General features: G+C 41.9%; 8 protein-coding genes. 1 reads left to right on the forward strand and 7 read right to left on the reverse strand.

Annotation, left to right across the window (positions count from 1 at the left end; genetic code table 11):
* Positions 1-8 precede the first annotated feature (8 nt).
* From FHT21_RS13405 to FHT21_RS13430, 6 genes are all read right to left on the reverse strand, one after another.
* Positions 9-3,194, reverse strand: a complete 3,186-nt coding sequence (locus FHT21_RS13405; protein WP_167295145.1) for a SusC/RagA family TonB-linked outer membrane protein — start codon at positions 3,192-3,194, stop codon at positions 9-11.
* Complete coding sequence (locus FHT21_RS13410; RefSeq protein ID WP_167295146.1) at positions 3,187-4,251, reverse strand: DUF5007 domain-containing protein; 1,065 nt, start codon at positions 4,249-4,251, stop codon at positions 3,187-3,189. Before FHT21_RS13410 ends, FHT21_RS13405 begins: the two co-directional genes overlap by 8 nt.
* Before the next feature lie 32 nt (positions 4,252-4,283).
* Positions 4,284-5,495 (reverse strand): carbohydrate-binding protein, encoded by a 1,212-nt coding sequence (locus FHT21_RS13415; protein ID WP_167295147.1) that lies wholly within the window; start codon positions 5,493-5,495, stop codon positions 4,284-4,286.
* Position 5,496: 1 nt separating this feature from the next.
* The gene (locus FHT21_RS13420; RefSeq protein WP_167295148.1) at positions 5,497-7,068 is read right to left on the reverse strand and encodes a RagB/SusD family nutrient uptake outer membrane protein; all 1,572 of its coding nucleotides are present in this window, start codon (positions 7,066-7,068) and stop codon (positions 5,497-5,499) included.
* An 8-nt stretch (positions 7,069-7,076) separates the two neighbouring features.
* Positions 7,077-10,022 carry a SusC/RagA family TonB-linked outer membrane protein gene (locus tag FHT21_RS13425; protein WP_167295149.1) on the reverse strand — a complete coding sequence of 982 codons (2,946 nt, stop codon included), beginning with the start codon at positions 10,020-10,022 and terminating at the stop codon, positions 7,077-7,079.
* 739 nt (positions 10,023-10,761) lie between these two features.
* Entirely contained in the window at positions 10,762-18,396 is a 7,635-nt protein-coding gene (locus tag FHT21_RS13430; protein WP_167295150.1) for a LamG-like jellyroll fold domain-containing protein, read from the reverse strand.
* A 623-nt stretch (positions 18,397-19,019) separates the two neighbouring features.
* On the opposite strand from FHT21_RS13430, the gene FHT21_RS13435 reads away from it, so the two are divergent.
* Positions 19,020-19,190: a hypothetical protein gene (locus tag FHT21_RS13435; protein ID WP_167295151.1), complete on the forward strand. Its 171-nt coding sequence runs from the start codon at positions 19,020-19,022 to the stop codon at positions 19,188-19,190.
* 253 nt (positions 19,191-19,443) lie between these two features.
* Here the strand turns inward: FHT21_RS13435 and FHT21_RS13440 are convergent, their stop codons facing one another.
* The gene (locus FHT21_RS13440; RefSeq protein WP_167295152.1) at positions 19,444-20,037 is read right to left on the reverse strand and encodes a hypothetical protein; all 594 of its coding nucleotides are present in this window, start codon (positions 20,035-20,037) and stop codon (positions 19,444-19,446) included.
* Positions 20,038-20,517: the final 480 nt, after the last annotated feature.

Genomic DNA, 20,517 nt, shown 5'->3' on the forward strand with positions numbered 1-20,517 from the left:
TTCGTGATTTATAGTTCTAAATTCAAGCCTATTGTATACCTTCTTGCTAGCGGGTATCCCCCGGAATTATCAAAACCAAGTGCAGTTACATTTTCTGGGTTGGGTCCGCTGTATCGGGAAAAAGTGGCCAGGTTATCTCCGGTTAAATAAACACGCAAATTATTAAGTCTAAGCTTATTCGCCAGTTCCTTTGGAATAGTATAACCCAGCGTAACCGCGTTTATTTTAAAATAAGAACCGTCTTCTTGAAACAAACTCTGATTGGTTCTGAATGGAGCAACCAGAGCTGCCCTTGTATAGTTGTAGGGATTCGGATATTTTGCAATGTCGCCTGGTTTAGTCCAAATATCCAGCCCACTCAATGGTAAAACGGCTTGCGTACCAAACGGGTTTCCAGTCATGACCAATCTTTCGGCAATGGCTGTATTCATAATATCACGATCGATAGTGAATGAGCCGTTCAATGAAAGCGAGAAACTTTTATAACTCACTGTTGTTGCAAATCCGCCTGTGTATATCGGTTGCGTATTTCCGATCACCGTACGGTCATCCAGGTCACTTATAACATAATCGCCATTACGGTCAACAAAAATGGGGTCTCCCGCCTGGTAATATCCGCCACCAGAGCTTCCCTGCCGTAACGGAAGCCCGGTTACAGGGTTTACAGGAACATCAGATTGATTGGAATAAACACCTTTGTTCTCATATATAAAATTTGACAGCGAATTACGCCCTACGTGTAACACTGTACCGCCGATTACAATTTGTTGCACGCCCCCAGGCAACCTGGTTAACATATCTCTGTTCATTGCTCCGTTGATGGTGAAAGACCAATTCACTTTACTATTTAATGGAAGCGGGCGAAGCGTAAGAGAAATTTCGTTACCCCAGTTGCGGATTGATACCTCATTGCTTAAAACATTGTCAAACCCTATTATATTGGGAAGGGTTAAAGTTCTGGCCTGGCGATCGATGGCACGATAGTACGACTCAAAAGTTAGTTGAATCTTATTATTAAACAAACCTAAATCATAGCCCAAATTGTATGTTGTTCCTACCGCCGAGCCCAGGTTTTTATTTGGAAGTAAAGCCTGGTCAATTGTTATTCTTGATTGACCGTTATAGGTTCCATTTGGATTATAAGTTCCATAAACAGTAAATATGTTTCCTGTTGGCGTTATATTTTTACCCCACGTTAATCGTAACGAACTATTGGTTAACCATTTCCATTCACTAAAAATAGCTTCCCTTTCCATATTCCATCTCAAACCGATAGAGGGGCTCCTGGTATACGGATCGTCAACACCACTGAAAGAGGTGGCGTCCATTCTATAACTGGCGTCGAAAACGTATTTTCTTCGAAAATTATAGGAGAAACTGCCCGCGAAAGAAACTGCCCGTAAATTACTGTAGGCACGTAATCCCGCACCCCTGGTAGAAGAAGCAGCACTGATAAAGCCAAAAGGGCCCAGATAATGGTCTGAAGACAGCCCCACCTGCTTAAGATCGTTCGCCTGGTATTTTTTAAAATAAACCTCGTTAAAGCCAAATATGGTAAAGTCATGCCCACCTTTTAAACTTTTCGAAAAGGATATTAAATTTCGGTTATAAAGTGTCTTACGGGTATCATTGAAATATTGTATTGCAGCCTGTTGTGTATTGGCAATTGCAGGTGTAAAAGTATAATCAACTGCATTTAAAATATCATAACTACCAGTTGTACGTAATGTTAATCCCGGTATTGGGTAATAGGTAAATTCGAGATTGGTCTTTAAATTCTTAGTTGGATTGCTGTTATCTACATTAAGATTGGCAAGGGCATCATTAGAGGCTAAAAATAATGAGGGACCGGGCAAGAGAGACGATGCAGCCGCACTTCGTGCAATTCCTGTATTTAGCAGGCCAACGCCATTTCCCTTTTTTCGGTCCATAATACTTCCGTTGATCAGAGCGAAAAGTGAAATTTTTGAATTTGGCTTATATTCAAAATTATTACTAAGCGTAAAGCGGGTAACCCCTGTATTTACCTGGATACCAGTTTCCTTATAATAGCCAAAATTGGTCTTGTAATTAAAACTTTTATCGCCACCTTCTACACCGATGTTATGCGTTTGATTATAGGTAGTACCATAATAGATGTCTTGCCAGTTTGTAGAGTTACTATAATAAGGATTTAAACTATCAACCAAAGCCGCAGTAGAGTTTAACAGCGAATTAATATCCTTAAAACTTCCATACTGGTAAATCTGTTGCAGTTTTAAGTCGCGTTCTGCCTTACCGCCAATTGTAGCCCTTAGCTTCGGAGGCGTACTGATAAAAAAATTGGTGGTGTAACGCAATCTGGGTATTGCCGACATTCCCCGGCGGGTTGTGATCAGAATAACACCATAAGCCCCGCGCGACCCATATAACGAGGTTGCCTGTGCATCTTTGAGCACTTCTATATTAGCAATATCTTCCTGGGGGATCAGCGACAGCGGACTTGCGCCACCAAAAGAATTAAAACTATCTGCAGTGGCAGGATCTACATCGGTCGGCACCCCGTCGATTACATACAATGGTGAAGTTGGACTAAGAAAAGCATCCGCATCATTCCCTGTAGTTGATGCGCTGACATCCACGTTCGAAAGTCCCCTCAGCAATACACTACCCCGAAAACCCGGTGCCCCGGTATTTACCTGTATATTTAACCCTGCCACCTTACCTTGTAGCAACTGTTCGGCATTTGCAACAGGAACCTGCTGTAAATCGTCGCCAGAAATCTTTACCGAAGAACCAGAGCTTAAATCGCGGGTCTTGGTAACAAATCCACGTATAACCAGGTCATTTAAAGTGCTTACATCCGGATTTAGTACAATATTAAGGGTCTTGGCAGCAATAACTTCTCTCGGCTCAAAACCTACTATCGTAAATTTTAATCTTGCATTTACCGGTACGCTTACCGTGAAGCTACCGTCAGCCCTTGTTGAGCTAAGCGCTCTATCCGGAGGTCCTTTCAATGTTATACTTACACCTGGCAGGCCAACATTGGTCCCTTTCTCTTTAACGGTACCACTCACAATCAAGGTACCCTGAGCTGAAAGGTCCTTTATCGAGCATAAAAGGATGAACGTGAGTACGGAAAAAAATATTTTCATTTGAGTAAAATCTAAACCAGATAATAATTGATTTTTAAGTTTTATGTCCTTATTCATCTTCAAACTTTGGATTCTCGTTATGAAAGAAAAACACAATCTCCCAATCGCCAGCTTGATAGATATTAAATGGCAATGTCATGGTTGCTACCACCCTAAGACCGCTAAAACCAATTCTATTGTAACTAAAAGTCAATAGTGCCTGAAGCCCGTCTGCGGTGGTGTAAGGTGTGGGTAAGTTTGTTAATGGAATTGGATAGGCTACATCATACTTCACCGAAGTAGGACTAATTACAGGGTTGAATCCATGAATCAGTTTCTGCCAGTTTGTACCATTAAATTTTAAAGGATTGATGGCGATTGAATCCTTGTCGAAAAATTTGATCGTAAGTGTATTTCCATCACCTTTGCGCTTAAAATATACCCAAACATCTTGTTTCAATGTGGTGGTTCCTGCACCTGTCTCTCTAACTAACGGATTACCGGTAGTTACACCAAACATGTTTACCAAGGTTGCAGGTATTAGTCGTTTAACAGCACCAGAAACTTCTTTTCGTGGAACTGCAGTAATTTCATTAAGATGATAGGATGGTTCGTAAGGTCTTGTAGCTAAAGGAGCCAGGAACAAGGGGCCCAAAACTCTTTCACCACCACCATTGCTGATCTTTACATTAAACCGGTAAGCAGTATCTGGTTGGGGTTTTCTAAAATCTGCATCAGTGGCAGATGACCACATAATAAACTCACCAGCCGAATTAACCTGGAAAAGAGGGCGTTCTTCTATACTGCGTTTGGCATTTATTTCTTCAATGCTTTTCTCATTACCCGTATAAGCTTGTTTCCAAACGTAAACATTACGCTTCAGGTTTAATTTATCTGAAGGAGATCGATCAAGATTGGTAAAATCGACAATTTCAAATTTAATCGGGAAACTTGAATTATCCGATTTAAAATAGCTGAATAGGCTACTACGGCCCATAATCGGCCTTAATACGGGTGCCGAAGTATAATTCGCATCCGGACTAAGAAATGGCTTATCTTCAGGTAAATTGAATATTTTTTTGCATGAAGAAAGAAAAAAAACTGCTATTGCTACAAATAAGATAGTTTTTTTCATTATCAATAAGGTTGTTCTATTACTTTGGTTCATTAGTTAACACGTTTAAATACAAAAGCATCAAAACTTAAATCAGGTACGGAGGTCATGGTACAAAAAGTCAGGTAATGATTTCCCTTTGTTAAATAAAAGGTGCCTGCTTTTATTTCATCCATCTTTCCACCGGTTATCGGCAACGCTACACGCCTGGTCAATATTTTCCAGTCTAGCCGGAGATCGCAGTATGCAGGAGGGTTGCCCGTGCTATTTTGTACGCTATAGTGCAATTTGATTTCGTAGTTACCATCTGCGGGTACATCAATAGAATAATTTGTCCATTCACCAGTTCTCATAGCAGCAATCCTGTACCCTTGCCTGTAATAAATACCTTTGTTGTATGCTGCAGGTTGCCCCCAGAGATCTACCCCTTCCGTAGTTCTATACTGCCCACCATCATTCCAGTATCTTCCGTCAATCTCGTTACAAGGGCTTCTGGTATCGTGGTAGGCTACACCGCAGCCTCCATTATCATAATCTTCCGCTTCTAAAGGTTCCGAATCAACATCGAATGTTTCTGGCAGTCTGTATGCAAAATCGCGGAAAGATGTAGAAGGTTGCTTGCTGTAATATCCAAAACCAAAAAAGTTCTTGTCATCAATGATATGTACCAGGCCGTTCTTGGTTGGTATATCGATAGAATAGGCTATGGCCGACGACCAGTTCGCTTTAAACTCCGTTCTATTTTTACTGCTGTAAACGATTGATGATGGCCCCGCGCCCACCTGCCCCATTGCAGACGAAGCGGTGGCCTTAGCATTCAGCTCATATCCGTATTTGTATGCAAAAACATTTATTCCATTAAGAACCGATAACTTTTTAGAAGAAAAAGTGCCTTTGAGTATATAACGGCACATCAGGCTATCTAATTGATCCAAGCGGTAATCCTTCAGGTAGATCGGTTTTTTGCCTGTACGCAATCTTTGTGCATTTAAGTCGTCAGATGCCAATCTAAAACTGGCATTTGTAGAGGCAAAAAGGGTTATTGAATCTGACTTCAGCACATCGGCCAATTTCAACCGGTCGATCACAAATAATAACGAATCGAAGATTCCGGGTTTACTTTTAAGATAATCGTAAGTATTGCCTGAGAAGCCTCCTCCTGTTTCTGAAGAACCACCCTTTAACTCGTTTTTTTGACAGGAAGGTAACAACAATGCACCGGCTACCAAGCCAAGTATCATTATAATAAAACTAAATCTCTTCATATTATTTCCAATAAGGATATTGTGTTAACATTGGATTTTGACTGATCAACGTTCGGGAAACGGGCCAATAGATACCGCCACTTTGGATGAGCTGGTTAAACTTTGGGTCGTTATTTTTGATTTTCTTAAACCTTACATAATCATACCATCGCCAACCCTCTCCCATCAATTCGCGCCTTCTTTCCTTGAAAATGGCATCCACGAGCGGACCATTATCCCGTTCGCTTACATAGGCTGGTACGCTGTTATTGAGCCTGACCTGATTTAAAATAGCAATTGCACCATTTTTATCATTTAATGCCGCTTTCGCTTCTGCCAGAAGTAGTCCCATTTCTGTAAATCTGCTGAAAACGATTGGGCTGGCAAAAACGCCTAAATCTGAGGGCACATTAATACCTTGTTTATTTGGGAAACTAGACCATGGCACGAATATTTTCCTGAAAACAGGATAGGGTTTATCAAATCCTGTAAAAAAGCCGTCGGCCGACCTCACAATCTTCGTTACGCTGTCTACCGTGAAGCGGGCATCTGCTCCCTCGTTATAAATGGAGAATAAACTGTCTTTAGGTACATAAATTGCCGGGATTTTTCGGTTTGGTACAATGGGATCAGCAGCAGTTAATTCTTCTATTACACCCGATGTTGCCAATTCACCCCGGGCTACTGCAAACAATACTGCTGGGTGATTCGCGGCCCACATATACCCGATGTAACGAACGTTTACTGTAAGTCCGTCGTTTACATTACGGAATGTTCCGGCTAATGCTGCTCCAGATCCTGAAGGCCGCACGGTTTTATCAACTATCTTTTGCGCATAAATGGCCGCATTCGCATAATCGCCCCTCCAGGCATACATATGAGCAAGCATTGCCCAAACCGCTTGTTTACTAACCAGGTAACCGTAGCCGTAGTAAGTTGCTATGTTCTGCCCATAATAAGCTCCTGTTTGTTCAGGATCAAAACCATCATAAGCATAAGGCAATTTGGGTTCCGCTTCAAGCAGATCATGTTCTATTGCAGCAAAAACCTTATCCTGGGGATCGCGTGGCTTATTGGTAAAACTACCTTCATGTGAAGATAAAATAAGCGGTACATCGCCCCATATTCTGCACATATAAAAATAAGAGAAAGCCCTTAAAGCTTTTACCTGCGCCCTGTCTAAATTATAAGTTTGCTCTACAAATCTTTTATCCTTTTCATACACTTCATGGATTCTTTCCAGGTATAAATTGGCGGCATTAATTGTGGCATAAAATGGGCGCCAGTCCGAAAGGTCATTGATTAGCTTATAATCGGCATTCAGCATGTTATTGTGAATGGCCTTAAGATCGAGCCTCGAGGTAGGTTCAAAATCGGCCAATCGAACATCTCCGTAAATAACGTGTCGGTTATTATCAGACATTGCAGCCCGGTTAAGTGCATAAACGCCAAACAATGCAGCTCTTGCATCTTCCAATGAGCTCCACATATTGGTTTCCCCGATGGCACGTGTAGATTCTACATCTAAAATCTTCTTGCACCCTAATAAGGGAAGCAACAGGCTGATGAGCATTATATAACTTAATCTTCTCATTTCTAAAACTATTTAAAATCAACTTTTAATCCGGCAATAAACATCGTTGGCAAGGAAAGTCCGTAGCCGGTATCAATACCGCTGGTATTAACCAGTTCGGGGTCGCGCCCGGAGTATGGTGTTATTTTGAATAAATTATTCGCAGAAACAAAAACATAAAAGGACTTAAATTTTGTTGCCTTATTCGACTTCAACAACTTGTCCGTTAGGTCGAAACCAAGGCTAACGCTTCTCAGCTTAAAAAAAGAGGCATTTTCTAAAAACAGGTCCTGCTCTGCCCGATAAGGAACAACCGGACTCCAGGGGTTATATATAGGATATAAAGCCGTATTACCCTGTTCCTGCCAAAACGTAAACTCTTTTACCGAATTGATGCTGTTCTCTGCTTCCTGGTTAATGAAATTGAAGCGGTTAGCCATATTTTGATTCAGCACTTTTCTACCCAAATTAAAATAGAAACTGGTTTGCAAGTCCCATTTTTTGTATCTCAGGCTGTTGTTCCAACCTCCTGAAACCACAGGTAATATATGCCCCGTTAAAATCTTGTCTTTATCGTCAACATTATAATCACCATTAATGTCTGCCCATTTCGGATCTCCTGCTTTTAATTCGGTGCCTTTATAGGTCATTTTATTTCCTGTAGATGGATTTACAGGAACCTCGTCATCGGCATTGTATATACCATTATTCTTTAATACCCAAAACTGATCAACAGCCTGGCCAACCTGTAACTTTCTATCATCTATAATAATTTCAGATAAGCCGCCCGGCAAAGCTTTTAAGGTATTCCGGTTAAAATTTATATTAACAGAGGAGTTCCAATTAAAACTTTTCTTTGCAACAGATTTTAAAATATCTGCTGATAAAAATAAATCGACACCCTTGTTATTAATATCCATACCTGGCTGAAACAATCCTTTATAGCCATACTCTGCAGCCCCGGGAATATTAATCAACTGATTTTTTGTTGTTGTTGAATAAAAGCTCAGTTCTCCTACAATCCTGTTTTTAAAAAACCCAAAATTTGCCCCTGCACTTAACTGCTCGTTATAACTCCAGGGTATGTCATACCCCAGATATCCATATAGGTAAGACCTCATTAACGTTGCGGTATTCAGGTAAGAAGCAATTCTGAGTTCATTTGTCCAGCCAGCTTCTGATGCGTATTGTGTTCCCAACGAAATACGATCGGTTAATTGAGCCATACCAATCCGACCCACACTGGCTTTAAGCGTTAAAGCCGAAATGATCCGAGACTTTGAGAGTTTGTGATTTTTGATGTCCCAGGCCCCTGAAATTACTGGAGAAAAGAACCAACGGTGAACCGGTTGCATATTAGATGCGCCATCAGTTCTGAGCAATAAACTTGCGCTGTAAAAATCTTTGAACTTATAGCTTGCGGCACTGTAAAAAGATAAAAGGTTTGTAGCGGTTTGGTCGAGAAACTTGAAGGTTAACTGGTCTTTAAAAGCGCCATTGGAGCTAAAACTGCCTGCTTTAAGCAAATTCACCTTTAAATAGTCGCTTACGCCTTTATAAGCGTAAGAATAGCTATACCGGTCTTTATCCCATTGGATAGAACTACCTACTGAGAAATCAAAAGAGTGCTTCGAATTTAGGCTAATTTTGTAGTTGAGCGAATTATCATAAACCAGGCGCTGGCTAAGCCCAAAATAGTTGGATGCATAGTTCGAATTATCTAATAATGTACTCGGGTAAAACAGGTCTCTTCCCCCTTCATTGTAACTCACTCCAAAACGGGTATTGTAGTTGATATCAAACGGCAGTTTGATCGCTACATTTAAAAAACCATTCACAATATTATTATAATTCTTATCAAATCCTTTATTGTACTCATTGATGAAAGAATTGTAACTGTCAATATTTGGTGCGGGAGCCTCTGCTAAGTCTGGTAAATACCCCACCTCTGCAAGGCGGTCTCTGTTGTACCTATTCCGATTCCGGTCTAACCGGGTACCTTTTATATTAGCACTCACCGTTATCCAGCTTCTCGGTATAATATTCAGGTCAATAGAGGTGTAATATTTATTCAAAGAAGTTTCGTCTGCGTTGCCTGCGCTTTTTTGTGTTCCCACATTAAACTTAAAGGTGGCTCTCTTAGACCCTCCAGACATTAAAGCATCAGCATTATATATCAATGCATTTTTATAATAAGCATCTGCCCAGGATGACTCACCATAATATTTGGTTGTAATTGAATCGCGCAAAAAACCAGGATAGGACTGTAACTGTGCAGGAGTAGCATATCTGGTGTAAAAGCGTTGTCTGAAACTATCTTCGTAACCCCCATTTAAGGTGGTAATTGATGGTTTTGCTGCAACACCCAGAGAAGAGTTAAAACTTATATTTGATGTTGTTGACCCGGCCCTTGTTCGGATATAAATTACACCGTTTGCGCCGCGGGGTCCGTAGATTGCCGTTTTAGACAGATCTTTTAATACTTCTACTGATTCTATATCAGCAATATTTAATCCCGCAAGCAGATTGGTTGACGGGCCAATTCTATTAAAACTATAATCAGGGCGTTGTATATCGTAGGTATATGGGTTTTCGTTTGAAAGAACAGGCAATCCATCAATAACCACCAATGGTTGGGTTTTTAAAACGTCTTCCTGCGTAATCAACGGAGTAGATGTACCATGAACAAACATGTACTGATAAGTGCCTGGCTCGCCACTAGCCTCGGTAGCAAATAACCCTGAAACATTGCCTTTTAGATATTGCTGTATACTGTTAGCTGGAAAGTTAGATTTTATAGGCACCGGAACACTCTGAAGACCCTTTGATTTGATCGGTTGCTTTTTGATCAAGATTTTCGAAGTATCTTCTAAAGGCTTTTTACTCGAAAGTGAATCAGATTGAACTTTTTGAACCGCACTTGCAGTACTTAAAAAGCCCAACAAAAAAACACACAAAACAACAATAATACGCATAGTTTGTTCGTTGATAATAAAAGTTCTTAGGACGGTTAGCTCTAAAAGATATTTTTGAACATTTTAGATTTAACTGGTCTATATTGGTTAGTTATTTACTCAGAGGTGAGTTAAGCCTCCGTGTGATGAAAGATTTCTGAATTAATCTGCTCCCAATTTGGTCGGTCTTTATCCGTTTCCTGCGGTTTAATTTGCTGTGGCAAATTTTATATACAGTAATGTGAAACTTTTAAAGTGGCATGTTTTAATATATCCGGTTCTCAAGGGCGAAGATTAAGGCTCTTCAACATCTCATCTAAAGCTTTTTCAAGCTATTTACCCAATAGACACGGCTCATCAGATTTAATACTCTGTTTATTTAAAAAAATAAATATTTATCTACAGGTATTCGAAAAGTAATCTCCGAACAGGAAAAAAATGATCGGCCTCCAGGTGGCTAAACCCTTCTATTATAGTTTACTAATAGGAACATACAACTACGGGTTTTTCCATTTTTAAATCAAGCCTGTTAATCTATCAGCTATCGGATCGGGCTTAGAGTACCGGGAATTTGTTCTTTATGGCGGTTTTTTTCCTTGCACCGGCCTTTGTTAAACAAATCGAACTCAGGTTTATCGTTTTCAGACTTCCATTTATATCTGCCTGATGGCTAGCATAACTCTAAATCACAGATCAGATAGTGCATAAAAAAACCGTCCCATAATTGCTTATGAGACGGTCTTTTTTGTCAGATGATATTTTATTTATCTACAATCAGCCTGATCGGTGTTAGTTTATTCAGATACACGAAATAAACACCTAAACGATAATTTCCTGATAAACCCACCTGCAGATCGCGGTCTGCAGCGCGATAGCTTCCGCTCTGCATTACCCGGCCTACTACGTCTCTGATGGTTACCATAATATTCTGATCTCTGAGATCCGGCGTAAGCCTTACTTTAAAAGACTGCTCTCTAACTGGATTCGGATAAATGATATTGCTGGTTAAAGACTCTGGCGTAAGAGGCTGTGCCGGAATTACACCTGAACGGGACTGTGTACTTGAAAGACTACCCGTAGCAGGCGCTGTTCCGTACACCAGTTGCCCTTTGTAATACAAGGTAATATGTGCATTGCTGTCCATTGCGGCTTTTGGCAGATACGAATGATCGTCAGCCTCGTAAAAGGCAGACCAGTTGCTTTTATAGATGCGGAACTGGATGTTTCCGGTACTGCTTAAAGGATGCAGTTTCCCTGCCGACTGGTCGATCGATAATTCCAGGTGGCTATCGGCCCCGGCCAGCGAAGGACTGATCTCTGTAAACTGCCCTTTGATCTTGTTATTCCCCAGTTTGGCATAATCAACTACCATATTTAATCCGGCTGTTCCGTCTTTGCTAAACCAGTAACGCGCAGTCAGATCACTATAATCAATAGCACTGTTGCCTGTGTTTTTAATGGCAATAAAAGCACTGATTGTATTGCTGTTTGCATTCTGGTTTTGATTCTGATACAACACATTCAGTTTAGTTATAACTGGTACAAGTGCCGGTTCTTCTCCAGATATCAATTTACCATTGCGGTATAAGGTTATCCGGTTGTTTGTTCCGTAGCTGCTGGTATTGGCCTGGTAAGAATAATCATCTGCTTCTGAGAAATTAGACCAGTCTTGGTTGGCAAACCTGGTACGGATTACCCCGCTGTTGCTGTTTGCATTTAACTTTCCGCCAGGTATAAAACTATATTCCATGTAACCCAGCGCTCCTGAAGCAGGATTTGGTAGTTGTACGTATTTCATTTTCACGTTACTGTTTCCCATCTGGGCATAGTCTATCCAGGTATTTATCCCGGCGTAATTTTCTGCTGTAAACCAGTAACGCAGGGTTAGCTCATTGTAGTTTATCCCGATCGAATCCTGGTTAACCAGGCTGAAATTTGGCCTGATCACATTGTTGGTGAGCTGGCCACCATCGCCATCCATTGATTGTACCTGGATATTGAAAGGGATCACGTTAAACGGCTGGGTCGAACTAACTGAAGCATAAGTGCCGTTCCCTGCCTGTTTTGCCGTAATAACGGCCGTTCCCTTACCTACCACCTGCAGTTTATCATTTACGATCTTGGCAACCGTGGTATCGGAACTCGAATAGCTCACCGGTAAATTAGCATTTGTTGTGGCACTTAATGTTACATCGGCATCTCCTATCCTTTTGGCAGGTAAGCTAGCGAAACTAATGGTCTGTTCAACTTTATGAACGGTTAAGGCCTGGCTTACAGGTGCGGCAGCTGTATAGGTTGCATTACCTGCCTGGGTAGCCGTAATGGTGGTAACACCTGCCCCTTTAACCTGGATCATATTGTTGGCAACCGTTGCCACTGTGGTGTCTGAACTGGCATAACTGATGGCCAAACCCGAACTGGAAACTGCACCAGCGTTAAAGCTCGTATCGGTAACCGTTTTTTCTGGCAAAGCATTAAAGGTGATGGTTTGCGCAACTTGATGAACGGTTAAGGCCTGGCTTACAGGCGCAGCAGCCGCATAGGTTGCATTGCCCGCCTGGGTGGCCGTAATGGTAGTAACACCTGCTCCTTTAACCTGGATCATATTGTTGACAACCTTTGCCACCGTGGTGTCTGAACTGGCATAACTGATGGCCAAACCCGAACTGGAAACTGCACCAGCGTTAAAACTCGTATCGTTAACCGTTTTTTCAGGCAAAGCATTAAAGGTGATGGTTTGCGCGACTTGATGAACGGTTAAGGCCTGGCTTACAGGCGCGGCAGCCGCATAGGTTGCATTGCCTGCCTGGGTGGCGGTAATGGTGGTAACACCTGCTCCTTTAACCTGGATCATATTGTTGACAACCTTTGCCACTGTGGTGTCTGAACTGGCATAACTGATGGCCAAACCCGAACTGGAAACTGCACCAGCGTTAAAGCTCGTATCGGTAACCATTTTTTCTGGCAAAGCATTAAAGGTGATGGTTTGTGCAGTTGTTAAACTTTCGGCTATCTCCGCATCACTTAATGCCCTGCTGTAAATCTTAAACTCATCAATTGAGCCCTTAAAAAGGGGATCATTAAACTGCGATTTACCCAGGTAATTCAACGTAGTGCCCGTAGTTGTACCTGAAGCGGTGAGCTGCGAAGGTTTAATGGTCAGGTTGGTATTGGTTGATATCAAAGTACCGTTAATGTACAGCTTTGCCGTATTTCCCGATTGGGTAACGGCCAAATGTGTCCAGGTATCCAACGGGAAAGCAAAGTTGGCACTTACGTTTAACTCGGTACCCCCGTTTTTAACGGCATAACGAACGGTTGATAGCTTTACACCATTTACAGTAGGCGTTCCCTGCTGAACGGTAAGGAACATATACTGCGTGGTACTGGTACCAAAATCGAATACACGCATCCAGGTAGAGAGTGCATCCATCCTTACCCAGGTCGAAACGGTAAAATCGGATACTGTTTTTACAATTCCTGCTGGCAAGCTAGCATAAGAAGTAGCTGTACCATCGAGTTTTAGCGAAGTTCCATCTTTTCCGGTTGCACGGGTTGCTGTTGCAGCCAATGCTCCGTGGGTAGCACCCCAGCTGTCAATAGCGCGGGTACCGCTCGCCTCATTGAATTTCAGGTAAACCAGCTGGCCGGCAGCAGGTTTTGCGGTTACCGCTGTACCCGGAGGCAATTCTCCTATGCTATCAACTGCTGCAATTACATAATAATAAGTAGTTCCATTGCTCACACCGGTATCGGTAAATTTAGGGCTACTTGTACTACCCACTGCAATATAAGGACCTCCTAATGCGGTTGAACGCTTAACGTTATAGGTAAAATTCTGAATAGCATCCCATTCCAGTACATTTTTTGCATCACCTGCAGCAGCAATTAAATTGCTTACCGCATTATTTTTCACCGTTAAGGTGATTGTTTGTGTATTGGTAATGCTGTCTTTAATAGCACCTATAATTACTGGAAAAGTACCATATTCGGTAGGCGTGCCTGATATTACGCCCGTTGTAGCATTTACACTTAGCCCGGCAGGCAAACCTGTTGCCGTAAAATTACTTAATGGCTTATCGGTAATGGTATAGCTAAATGGCCTACCCAATAAAGTAGTAAGCTGTGTATTAGTGGTAATGCCAACCAACAAGGTTCTTGCTTGTGATATTGGCCCATATACTTCATCTCCTGCCTGTGAAGCCGTAATGATTGCTGTTCCGGCCGATACGATATGAACATTCCCTTCCACTATCGTTGCAACTGCAGGGTTCGAACTGGTGTATTCTACCGGAAGCCCTGAAGAAGCGACAGCTTCCGGATCAAAATCATCACTACCTACCAGTTTTGGTGTAATGGTATTGAATGTAATGGTTTGGAAAACCTTCATGCCCTCTACAATTTCGGAAGCACTTAAAGCCCGCTTGTAAATCTTAAACTCATCAATTGAACCTCTGAACATCGGGTCATTAAATTGACCTCTGCCAAGGTAGTTTAAATTTGTACCGGTAGTAGTACCTGTAGGGGTAAGTTGTGAAGGATTAATATTAATTGCGGTATTGGTTGATTTCAGCACGCCGTTGATATACAGTTTGGCGGTGGTTCCGGATTGGGTAACCGCCAGGTGTACCCAGGTATTCAACGGGAAGGCATATGGAGAAGTTATACCTAACTCTGTACCCCCGTTTTTAGTTCCATATTTAACGGTTGATAAAATTACCCCATTCGCTGTAGTGGTTCCTCCCTGCACGGTAAGGTACATATACTGGTTAGTACCGGTACCAAAATCAAATACACGCATCCAGTTGGTAAGGGCATCCATTTTTACCCAGGCCGAGATGGTAAAATCAGTTACCTTACTCACAATTCCGGTAGGAAATGTAACATAAGAAGTGCTTGCCCCATCCAGCTTAAGGGCATTTCCTGTTTTACCTGCATCACGTGTTGATGTAGCTGCCATAGTGCCATAAATAGTTCCCCAGCTGCTCACACAACGGTTTCCGCTGGTTTCGTCAAACTTCAGGTAAACCATTCCTACATTCCGTGAGGCCGAAACTTCCGGACTGGATGCAACACCATCCGGCGAAGCAACGATGTAATAATAAGGTGTTCCATTCACTACAGCGGTATCAGTAAAGGCTGTGGTGTTCACTGTGGCAATATCGGTATAAGGCCCGCCTGGTGTGGTTGAGCGTTTGATCGTATAGGTTAAATTTGCAATTGGGTCCCATTCCAGGATGTTTTTTCCATCGGTAGCCGAAGCAGTCAGGCTTATCGGAACCGTTCCAACCGGTACAAAACGGAACGGAAAAGTATAGGGAACCGGGTCGTTATCATTTCCAAGCACAGCAAGTATCTGATTGCCATTTTTATACCAGTAGCCGTTTCCGGCGTTTTGTGCCCGCTGAACCGCATACGAGGTACCGTTACCATAAATATTAAATGAATTGTAAGCGTCGTTGTAGGCAATAACATTACGGCCAAATAAGGCATCCTCATAAATATAATTATTAAATGCCGGAAGTGGTGAACTCAAACAAATAATTTTATACCTGCCGTTCGCCTGCTTTTTCACATTCCACATTTGAGTTAAGGGATTAGGATTCAACACATCAAATAAGGGCCTGTTCGTCTCGTTTTTTGTCCATAACGAATCGCTGTCAAGAGGTTTAAGATAGTAATTCCCGTCAGCAAGGCTATTCGTATAGTAATACATGGTAGCCTTATACCGTTCCATCGCATTCTCCAATATCGTAACATAGTCACTGATCTGAAAAACTGTTGATTGGGGGTTGTACAAGGATTGTACATGGGTGATACTATCGTTCAACTGTACCTTGGCCGCCACCGGAAATTTACCGCCCTCCATTGTTGTACTCGTTTGGGTGGTATCGCGTAGTTTTATCGCTTCAGCCAGTGTTTTAAGGTAAGCAGAAGACATGTCTGGTTGCGTAACCGGTTCTATTCTATAAATCTGGTTAGGATTATCCAACCACCTGTTCAGGTTCATTGGAGCACCATTTAACGTACTCGAGCTGGCAACCTCTAGTGCTTTCTGGCTTGGTTTCCCCACAATACTGAACGTGCTGTTCTCCCGGTCCTTAATAGACCATATCTGGGCTGAATCTGTAGCCGAATAACTGCGTTGCTCGATAAGTGCATTATTGGTTATAGCGTTGTTCACCACATCCATCGCTTTCCCACTCCGCAGGTTTACAATCTTATAATCGGTGCCGGATAAAGGCGTTATTCTCCAATGCTGGTTACTGGAAGAAGAATAGGCATTTTGTCCCAATAAGGCCCCTTCGGCTGTTGATCCGTTTTTAACCTCCACGGCTTTATTGCTGTGTACGGCTATAATCCGGTACACCCCATTAAAACTATCTGAATTTAATACCTGCGGAACCGGTGGCGCCTCCGGAGTACCTCCGTCTCCTGGTGAATCTGCACTGGTGCCCGCAGTATTTACTGCACAAACTTTATAATAATAAGTCTGGCCGTTTGATAAATTATTATCCAGAAATGTATTTCCTGAAAGGCCTGTAGCAATGGTAGAATAGCTCCCGTTCAGGGAAGACGACCGTTTAAGCGTATAGCTCACTGCGCCAAAGGAGGATAACCACCTTACCCGCATCTCTTTATCTCCGGGATAGGCATATACCGAAAGCGGGGCTTGGGGTGCAGTAACCACTCCGCCCTGCCCGCCGGTAATACTCACATTACTAAAAGTAGCGGTATTTAAAGCACCACTGCCAGATGAACAAACCGCCAGGCCAATGTAGGCCCTGCCGGTAAAGCCCGTATACCTGCCCTCATGTGAGGCCGCCCAACTTACCCCATCAGGAGAATAATAAACGGCAACCATCTCCCCTACACGTTCAACTTTCACCCAGTAAGGAATGCTGGTTACCGGTCTCGACGCTTTCTCATAATAAGCACCGCCCCTTAGTTCTGACCATCCATGCATAAACGCCTCGGCTTTCACCTCAGGCGTTATCGCTATCCATGCCCTTTGCGCGGCATTAGGGCTCAGATCAGAACGGAGCATTACCCCCGCTTTAGAACTGGAAGTAGTACCTTCAACAGATTCTACTTTAGCAATGATGGAACAATTTCCGGTCACTTCCTTATAAACAAAGTGCAAGGCGTCTGCCCCATGGGTCCAGATATCTCCTTTTCCTTTTACCGTCCACACATTGTTATTGTAGGAACTGCTTCCGGCAGCAGATACCGTGCCTATATCAACAGAGGTTAAGCCCCCTGTTCCAACTTTTGTAGGCTCAGGAACAATTTCTGTTTGCGCCGGTACGGTGGCTGTAGCGTTGTCTTCTGATTTATAGAACCAGGTAATTACCGGGTCAAAACGTCGGGGGATGTTATTTAGCAGTTTGTTCAGGTAAACCGAACTTTGCTTTTTACGGACGATATAGGCCCCATGGGCTATAGTCGGGCCAAACCTTCCCTGATCCCATGGAACGGTTACATCATTTAGATAATAGGCATCAATAGTGCCAAAAGGAACGTAAGGGATGGGCAGGCTTAAATTTTTCCTGGAAAAATATTCGGCATTGGCCATAATCCGGTCTTCCAGGTCCGAATAAATGTCGATACCCTGTTTATAGAGCACTTCTGCAACGAAGGCCAGGTTGTTCCAGGTACCATGGGCATGCCCCTGGTCTCTTAAACTTTCTCCGTTCTGGCCACTGGGTAAGGTATTTTTAATTCCGCAAGAGGCGATATTTCTCGCCAGGTACACGATATGCGCTATCTTGGCGGGATCATCGGAAAATACGGCGATCACCGCTCCTGCAGATATACTCAGGTTACCTTTATTGGATGGGCCTATAGCATAAAAAGTACAACCCGAAGCCGGCCAGTATACGTTGTTAAAAAGGTTTTTTACGGCTGCTGTGTTCGCCGCCGTCCAACCACTCCAGCTGCCGCGGAGGATAGAAGCCGCGCCCCCATAGGCATAGGCATAATCCCCTAAGTCAAGGTTGCCCAACTGGCCTCCAAACTCTGTTTGGGTAGTGGCCCAGGCAATTAAAATATCTCTGGCCTTTGCAGCATAAGCTTCATTTTCAGTAAAATACCACATTAGTGATAAATAAAAGGCCGCAGTCATATCGTTTCTCCAACGGTAAAGGTTTAAATCAGGACTACGGGTAACCGTAGCAAAAGCCTGATATGTGTAGGTCAGTTGCGCCTTGCCATCGGCAGCCATAACATCATAAGCCTGTTTCCAGGGATAATCTCCGGCCCTAATGTGTGCTTTTAAGATACTCAGATCAGAAGCCGACAGCGGAGCCCCCGGGTGCACGAAGGTTTGGGATCGTGCCGAGAAGCAAACACTCAAAATGAATAACAGCAGGATAAAAAAGTACTTGTTCATCATATTTAATGGTTTAGGTTATTAATTATTTAAAAGGTTGCAGAAAATTGAAGTCCCACGCAAAACTTTTAACAGGTTCTTTGCTAAAAAAAAGAATGTCTGATCTGTTGAATAGTGCCAAAAGCAGCACAGCGGTGTATCGTCTTTCGGTATACGTTCAGGAAAATGCTTACAGGCCATAGCCTGGGCATGATGCGTTTTAAGTGAGACCATTTGTTAATTTATTCGAGCAATATTTTAGTGTTAAGCGTTGGCATATAGTACCCTATATGTTTCCATATAGACAAAATTATTATTTACCCATACTCTCTTTGTATACCATATTCTACAAACAAAAATTAATAACCAGTAAAGTACGGTATCATATGATATACATTTCTTCGGTGGCCCGAAAGTACAGCAGGCAAATTATGCCCATATTATATATTTGTTAATCTATTGATTTAAGTCAAATCTTGCCGCCAGGAACAAAAAAGTTCGGCTCATCACGGGCAATACCTGGGAAATAGAAGGAGTAGCGATAACAGAAAACTGACTTTTTTGGTAGAAATGTCAGAACAATGAAATATTGATAGGCGTTTGCGTCTGCCCTGCTGAGTTGGTTTGATTTTTGAATTGTTGTCCGTATGAAAAAGTATCTTCCATATTTGTTTGCCTCTGGCGTTTCAGCAGCAGCCATTATATCCTCCTTCACTCTGGCCGACCCTGAACTGGGAATTTCAACAGCTTTCTTAAGCTGGGTAACCTGTTTCTGGATTATTTCCCGAGACAGGAAAAACCGCAACTGCCTTTCATAAGTTTAGCATTCCATTAAGGCTCAAAGTTACCTGCGGTCGTAGCCGGCTCGCAAAGAGCTTCGATATTATATCCCATTTTCCATTGATGGAGGCTATGCTCATCAATCATATAATATTGATCTAAAACAAGCAATTGTTGGAAACCACCAGTTACTCCAATGATCTATATTTCACACATACTGTCGAAATATGAAATAAGTAGGTTATCAACGAAAGTTAAACAGACTATAGCCCAGGCTGAGTCAACTAATGATTACCAAATGACTGTCCAATAAATCACAGTCTTCTTTTCCTTACTAATTGCTATACCTCTCGAAAATCCATTCTTCCATGGATCAGGCATTTGTGGTGCTGGTCCCATTCCAAATTTTCGCTCCCAAGAATTGATTTTTTCACTTTCCAATACATAAATCATAAAAGAATCGTGAAGACTACCTCCGTAATTGACAAAATTAGGGACTGGGTATTTTTTTTGATAACATTCACGATGGATTAAAGAACTATCAATTTTAACGCGTAAATCTGGATTATCTAACGTCTCTTTTGTTTCAAAACGATTTACAATTAGTAAGCATGAATCTGATGCTTTATATTCTGCGACAACTTTATCTTTATTTTTATCCAAAACATGATTAATTTCATTTTGAGAAATACCATTCTCACATAACATAAGTATAAAATCGTTTTTTTTCTCATTTTTATCTGAGAACATCGCGCAACTTTGAGATGAAGCCGAAATCTTTACTGGAAAATGAGCAGTAAATTTCTGATCAAATCCTCGTTTATATTCTTCATAATCTCTTTCATCAGATAAACGAATATTTGTTTGTGCACAACCTAAATTCATCAGGCATAATATGCAAAAAAACAAGGCCATGATATGGATACCTTTACTTAGCATAATAATTCAATTATTTTTGTAAATTAAAAAATTCGAAATGAAAGTCAAAATAACCCCAATAGTAGCAGCGGTTGGCCGTCTGTTTCCGAAATATTCTGCTGTAGTATTCAAGCTTTGACCTACAGGCTTGTTGATATTGTATAGCATTGTAGCAATAGAGCTGTAAACAGATGATTTTTTACTCTTTCTAATGTCTAATTTTTGATCTACTAAGCTAGGACTAACATATGTCAGTTTAGTCGAACCCAATTGATTTATCTCCGAAGTTATAGTTTTAAAATTTTCTCCACCAACTGCTCCACCACTAACGAATTCCTGTTCTTGACCGGATTGTTCATCACTCTTTACGGATAGAGTTATATGGAGAATCACTAAGAAGAAGAAACTCTAAACTGAAAATGTATTTTTGTAAAAAAACAAGTTGTT

Origin of the sequence: Pedobacter sp. SG908, assembly GCF_011759615.1 — a bacterium.
Lineage (GTDB): Bacteria > Bacteroidota > Bacteroidia > Sphingobacteriales > Sphingobacteriaceae > Pedobacter > Pedobacter riviphilus.

What these genes read in the sequence shown, in the direction of transcription:
- FHT21_RS13405 (WP_167295145.1), bottom strand. Translation starts at nt 3,194, where the DNA reads ATGAATAAGGACATAAAACTTAAAAATCAATTATTATCTGGTTTAGAT.
- FHT21_RS13410 (WP_167295146.1), bottom strand. Translation starts at nt 4,251, where the DNA reads ATGAAAAAAACTATCTTATTTGTAGCAATAGCAGTTTTTTTTCTTTCT.
- FHT21_RS13415 (WP_167295147.1), bottom strand. Translation starts at nt 5,495, where the DNA reads ATGAAGAGATTTAGTTTTATTATAATGATACTTGGCTTGGTAGCCGGT.
- FHT21_RS13420 (WP_167295148.1), bottom strand. Translation starts at nt 7,068, where the DNA reads ATGAGAAGATTAAGTTATATAATGCTCATCAGCCTGTTGCTTCCCTTA.
- FHT21_RS13425 (WP_167295149.1), bottom strand. Translation starts at nt 10,022, where the DNA reads ATGCGTATTATTGTTGTTTTGTGTGTTTTTTTGTTGGGCTTTTTAAGT.
- FHT21_RS13430 (WP_167295150.1), bottom strand. Translation starts at nt 18,396, where the DNA reads ATGATGAACAAGTACTTTTTTATCCTGCTGTTATTCATTTTGAGTGTT.
- FHT21_RS13435 (WP_167295151.1), top strand. Translation starts at nt 19,020, where the DNA reads ATGAAAAAGTATCTTCCATATTTGTTTGCCTCTGGCGTTTCAGCAGCA.
- FHT21_RS13440 (WP_167295152.1), bottom strand. Translation starts at nt 20,037, where the DNA reads ATGAATTTAGGTTGTGCACAAACAAATATTCGTTTATCTGATGAAAGA.